Annotated in this window: 3 protein-coding genes; all 3 read right to left on the reverse strand. The window is 40.2% G+C overall.

Going from position 1 to position 6,761, the window contains the following annotated elements; genetic code table 11:
* Positions 1-1,511, reverse strand: a 1,511-nt coding sequence (locus tag ACOVQ4_RS02325; RefSeq protein WP_421819053.1) for a glycoside hydrolase family 28 protein, incomplete at its 3' end; no start/stop codon positions are given.
* A 143-nt stretch (positions 1,512-1,654) separates the two neighbouring features.
* A complete protein-coding gene (locus ACOVQ4_RS02330; RefSeq protein ID WP_421819054.1) occupies positions 1,655-4,423 on the reverse strand; it encodes a family 78 glycoside hydrolase catalytic domain in 2,769 nt (922 codons plus the stop codon).
* Positions 4,424-4,537: 114 nt separating this feature from the next.
* Entirely contained in the window at positions 4,538-6,724 is a 2,187-nt protein-coding gene (locus ACOVQ4_RS02335) for an alpha-rhamnosidase (protein ID WP_421819055.1), read from the reverse strand.
* Positions 6,725-6,761: the final 37 nt, after the last annotated feature.

Below are 6,761 nucleotides of genomic sequence, written 5' to 3' on the forward strand. Positions count from 1 at the left end.
ATAGGGGTTTTGACATTTTTGAAATTGTTATCTCCCATCAAATAATTAGCTGACTTTTCTCCTGAGACTTTCAAATACATATCGGTCGATACTAAAGGGATATTTCCTTGGATGGAAACTTGCTGTAAATTGTTGAAATCCAAGATAGGAACTCCCGCATGTGGCTTATTCGTCAATACTTGTTTGATGCTGATTAGCTGACTGTTTTCGGCTTTAATGACAGCTCCTCTTTCGGTATTGACACGCACGTTGTCGAACTGGATATTTTTGGAGTTTTTAATGACAAAACCTGATTGTGTATCAAAATTGAGGTCTTGAAAGCTGATGTCTTCAATAGGTAGTTCTTCAAGTCCATTTAGATAGCCTGCTTGATTTCCTTGTGCGGTGATATTGCTAAAATGAATATTGCGGAAAATGGGAGTGCGCTCAGAAATGGGCTCAACCGTCGTTTTGGCATATTGCATATCGAGTACAATAGCCTGTTCTTTGATGTTTTTCATCACGATATTATCTACACGAATATCCTCGACTACGCCACCACGACCGCGTGCCGTTTTGATACGAATTCCTCTGTCTGTACCATCGAAAATGCAGTTCGAAATCACAATCTTTTTCACACCACCCGACATTTCACTACCAATTACAACACCTCCATGTCCCGACAGCATCGTACAGTTAGTAATGGTATAATTTTCGGCAGGAATATTTCTTTTGCGCCCCGAACGATCTTTTCCTGATTTGATGGTAATGCAGTCATCACCTACACTAATATGGCAGTTGGAAATATGCACGTTGCTACAAGATTCGGGGTTAATGCCGTCTGTATTGGGAGAATGAGGGTTTTCGATGGTCACACCATGAATGGTTACATTGTCACAAAACTCAGGGTTGACTGTCCAGAAAGGAGAATTTCGTATCGTGATTCCTTCAATTTGTACATTTTTACAAAACATGGGTTGTATGAAAGGAGGACGCAAAAAACCTTTCTCTATCCAACCTGGAAGGTCTGGTGCCAATACATCTTTGTTGAGTCTTTTGAACTCCTCTTGCCATTTAGAAGTGGGAATGTTTTTGACATGAACTTCTGAGTAAGCCCACCATTTTTTGCCATGCCCGTCAACCAAGCCTCTTCCCTTAATGGCAATATTTTCGGCCTTATAGGCATAAAATAGCGGTGAAAAATTAACGACATCTGTCCCTTCCCAGCGAGAAGGAACCATTGGGAGATAGGCGTCAAAATCATCGGTAAAATGTAACTCAGCACCAGCATCGATGAAGATAGTAATATTGCTTTTGAGTTCGATAGGACCAGTTTTATATTTTCCAGCAGGAAAAAAGATGGTTCCTCCCCCTTGTTTGACCGCACTGGCAATGGCTTTTTTGATTCCTTCTGTTGCGAGTTTGGAGCTATCATTTTTGACCCCAAATTTCAATACATTCAAATATACCTGCGCTTGTGCGCTAATACCTAGCGCCAATAAGAGAAGGGTAAGACTGATATTTTTTTTCATGTTTTTCAAAAATAAAAAGATAATTTTCTGTAGAGACGCAATGCTTGCGTCTCCTGTATTTGACATGAATCAGATGTAATATTTTACGGCTAAAACATTCTTTACAAAAGACACAAGCCTTGTATCTCTACGGATAAAAAGGACTAATATAATTCAAAAAGGTAATTCCCTGAACCTACTGATATCAAATATTTATTGCCTTGCTTTTCGGCTGGAATGATTTTACCATTTTGTTTAATAGTTTTTCCTAAATGTTGATCTACTAAAATTTTAGCATGTGTATTGACAGGAATGCTTACGTTTAGGGTAAAGCGTTTGCTGGTTTTTTTCCAAAGTGTACTTATTTTTCCGTAAGGTGACTCATAGCTTCCTTCTGCTTGCGTGAGCTCTCCTACGACTTCTGGGGCGATAATTGTTTCTTTGAAGGCTACCTCTCTTTCGCTTTGACGAATACCTGCCAAGCCACTATACAACCATTCCATCAAATGCCCAAGCATAAAATGGTTATGAGAATTACCTTCCGCTTGCCATGATTCGGTAAGGGCAGTGGCGCCTTTTTTGAGCTGATAGCCATAGCCTGGCACATCCGAGCGATTATTCATGGCATAAATAATGTCGGAGCGTCCTTCTGATTCTAATACTCGCAAAACATATCGGTAGCCAATATCACCAGCTGTCAGGGCATAGTTACGTGTTTGAATATCGTCAATCAAATGTTGCAAAACAGCTTTACGATTTTCTGGCTCAACCAAATTCATAAACAAAGCCATGGCATTTGCCGTCTGGCTGCCTGATGCATATTGCTGTGTTTCGGATTGGTAAAAAGTTTGATTAAAGGCTTTTTTGACTTCTTCGGCCATATCTGCATATTCCTGCGCATCGTCGCCATGACCTAAGATTTTCGCAATTTTCTCTGCAATTTGTAAATCGTAATAGTAAATCGCTGTACCTGTTACACCCATAGGTGTGAGTTGGGATATCCCTGGAGGTTTTGGTCCCAAATCATACCAATCGCCCAAGCCTTGTGAAAGAATATGATTTTGCGCTTTGCTGGCAAGGTATTTCAAATAGCGCTGCATCATAGGATATGCTTCGTCCAGCACACGGGTATCGCCATACCAGAGGTACATGTAGTAGGGAACAATAATGCTGCTACTGCCCCATTCGGGCGAGTCGCGGAAGATGTCGCCACCCCATTCAAACTTGACATATTCGGGTGCAATCTCAGGAATTAAGCCATTCGGAAGTTGTGATAACTGCATATCTTTAACCGCCTTTTTGAACATTGGAGCTACATCATAGCGATAGCGAACCGAAGAACCCATCAAATGTACTTGCTCTAACCAACCCAATTTTTCACGATGCGGACAATCGGTAAATACCGAGGTCATATTGCTTTTGATGGCCCAATCAATAAGCTTATGCGTTTGGTTGAAAAGTGTATCTGAGCTAGCAAACTGTCCGATAGTCGAGGCAGAATTACGAATATGCAATCCTTTTATGCTGATTATCTGTGTTTTAGCGTTAGGTTCTGGCTTTGCACCTTTCACTTGCAAATATCTAAAGCCATAATAACTAAAGCGTGGTTGCCATGTTTCGATGCCTTCGCCTTTGAGCACATAACTAAAAATATAGGGACTTCCTGAAGCTTTTTGGTTGACAGTGCCATCGGCATTGAGTAATTCCGAAGGTCGTACCCAAACTGTATCACCCTTGTTTCCTTTGACTTTTAGTTCGATAATACCAGAAGCATTTTGCCCTAAATCAAATACCCAATCGCCTGAGACAACTTGTTTTTGTTGAATGGGCTGAAAAGATTCCATGATTTTGACTGGTTCGGTCAATTGCGGACTTAGCCTTGGCAAACCTTCTACCACAATGGCATTTCGCCATAAACTCTCATCAAAATTGGGCATATCCCAGCCTTTTTGTTCCAGATTGGCATTATAGTCTTCGCCTCCGTAAATACTTGAAAAGGTAATCGGGCTTGGTGCAGTTTTCCACGAATTATCCGTGTACAAATTTTGTTCAGAACCATCTTGAAATTCTATTTTCAAGCGACAAATCATTTTAGGTAAACCAAACATTCCTTTGAGTTTGCGATAGCGTCCTTTAACTGGCGGAATATAATAAAAGCCATTTCCGAGCATTACCCCAACGGTGTTTTTTCCTTCTTGCAAGGATTTTGTTAAGTCAAATCCTACATATAGCACTTGCTTATCGTACTTGGTCCAACCTGCATCCAGAAAGTTGTCACCTACTTTTTTACCATTTAAACTCAACTCAAAATGTCCTAATCCTGAGATGAACATGGTTGCGCGTTTAATCTTTTTCTTTACGGTAAAATCTTTACGAAATATGGGTAAGATATTGTTTTTGAGAATCTTATCTTTTTGTCCGTCAGTTGGTAAAATATTTACCAAACTATCTGCCAAGCGTTCGTAGGCAATCCATTGAGCATTACGCCAATCGCCTGCTGAGAAAAGCCCCATTTGCCAAGTAGCGACTTCACTCCAAGCCGACGAGCGTCCCTGATTGTCCCAGATTTTAACTTTCCAGTAATATACTTGTGTAGCTTCCAGCGTTTTACCATCATATTCAACTTGGATAGACTGGTCTGAGGAGATTTTGCCAGAATCCCAAATATTGGCTTTGTTGGGTTGTAATAGCTCTGGAGAATCAGCAACTAAAATTTGATAGGATGTTTGCTTGACGTTATATCCGCCCGACTGAATTTTCCAACTCAAGCGTGGTTTGCGAATATCAATGTCGATAGGGTTTTTGAGATATTCACAACGCAAGTCATAAAGCGACAAATTTTGTGCATTGCTCCGAAAGCTCAAACACAAAATTTGAAGTAAGCATAAAATGGCGATGGTAAAGGGTGGATAGTTTCGTAAATAGAATTTCATTTGTTTGTTATGTTTAGGGGTTAGGCAAAGAGGCACTAGGCATTAGTGTTGATAATCGTGTTATTCACGTTAAAAACTGATGCCTGTTGCCTTTTGCCTAATCCCTCTATAAACTTACTGCTGATACCTCACTTCGATGGTTTGTCCTTTGGGAATGCTTAACTCATACCATTGATTTCCAATGGATTGAATCGATCCCTGAGCGCAAGTTGGGGTAGTTTGACTTTTAAATTTAAGTTTTCCAACGCCATCATTTGTACCAGTTATTTTGATAGCTTCTTTGCTACAATACAATTTGACATCACCTTTTGGGGTTGGAACGCTTCCTTCCATCCAAGCTAAGCCACCAAGCTCTGGCGTAATGTCGTATTGCTCATACGCAGGGCTTGTGGGTTTTACGCCTAAATAGTATTTTCCTAATAAGTAAATAGGACTTGCTCCCCAAGCGTGACAAAGACTTTTTCCGAACGGACGACCATACATGGCGTAATGCTCAGCTCCTGATTTTGCTGGATTATATTCTTCCCAGAAAGAGGTCGCTCCTAGTTTGAGCATACCACCCCAATAGGATTTCATTTCGTCTAAAACGAATTTTTGTTCACCTAAAGCACACAACGCTTCCAATTCATAAAAACGCATATATGGCGTAGTGATTTTTTGAATTTTATCATTTAACAAAACATGATTTTTGATTCCTTGTTTTTTGGCTTCATCCAAATAATTGAAGAAAATCGCAAACATATTGCTATATCGGGTTACGTTATCGGTCTGTTTTCCATCTACTTGGCTATGCACAAAAGCATGCTTAGTGTCATTCCAATAGGTTGAGAAAAATTTAGATTTCAGTTCTTCTCCGATTTGTTTGTAACGATTTGCCCCTTTTGTATCATCGGCAATATTGGCGCAGAGAGTCATGGTTTCTAGACTACGAGTAAGTAATAGCTGCTCAAAACTTACAGCTCCTTTTTTGCTCAAACCTTCTGCCCAGTCGATAAATACCCAATCACCCGAAAGCCCCTCCATCATACCATCTTTGTTACGACGACTTAGGCAATATTCCATGAGCGTTTGCATACGAGGGTAAAACTGCTGGATAAAAGTTTTATCTCCTGTATAAAGATAGTAGTCGTAAATACCTAAAAACCAATAGAATGTGTAATCCATAATGGTGTTAATATGGCTAGTCACAGGGTCTTTTCCACGCAAAGCCAAAAGCGTACGCGTAACGGCTGGCGAATCAAAGAATGAATAGTAGTTCATCAAATAACTCTGGTAGGCATCACCCGACCAAATCCAGCGGTCACGTTTGATACCATCTATGAAAAACTCACGCGTATTGAGCTGAAACGTGTATTTGGCTACGTCATAAATCTGATTAATTTGCTCGTCTGAACAGCGAAAGCTACCACGCTCTTTCTCAGGCATATACTCATACAACATGGATACTTCCTTGAAGGATACGGCTGGCGATTTTTTGATAAAAATATATCGAAAAGCCTTCGTCAATTCCATCGTCGAATCTTTGGCAATATCCTGATTGATAGTGAGTTGGTCGAGCGTTTCACAGTGCTCTGTATCCAATGCTTCTTCTTTGGATTCTCCATAGAAAATCTCAACTTTTCCTTTTCCTTTCAATCCTTTGAGTTGAACAAAACCAAATGTTTCCTTGCCAAAATCTATGATTGTTCCCTCTTTCAACGTTTCCACTTTTATAGGTTTTTGCGCTTTGGTGGCCAAGCTAAATTTGGAAGGCGCTTGTGCTGGCGTGTTAAAATTCCAAGAGCCAGCATTGAGCCATGTCGTACCCGATTGGTCAGAAGCTTTTCCTGTTTCGTCAATCCATTCTTTATCCTCAAAAGTCACCAACCAAGAGTTGTCAGAAACGACATTTTTTCCTTGAATAAAAATGGCAGGAACACGGTCTTGGCAAAATACTTTCAGGCTCAACTTATGTTTCCCTGCGGGCATTGTGATTTTTTTAGGATAACCAGTAATGGCTTTTCCATCAATTTTAACATTGTATTGTCCTTCTACAAAAATCGAAACTTCTTCTGGTGCATTGAGTGTGAATGATTTATGAAAATCAATCAAGTTATAATGACTGTCCAATTTCCAGAAAGGTGGAAAAAAAACACCACGCTCAGTACGGCGGTTTTGCATTTTATTGCCTAACCAAATTTCAAAATCTCCTGGATACCAAATCCAAGTCGCTTGTTGTGCAAGACCGACTCCTGCACTAAACAACCAAAGTCCCAAGATGAGTTGGGACTGCAAAAGGCTTTTGTAGAAAAAACGTTTCATGTATGAATTGAGGTTTGGGGGCGAAAAAGCTCGCTTT

The organism is Flectobacillus sp. (assembly GCF_049240685.1).
Classification (GTDB): Bacteria; Bacteroidota; Bacteroidia; order Cytophagales; family Spirosomataceae; genus Flectobacillus.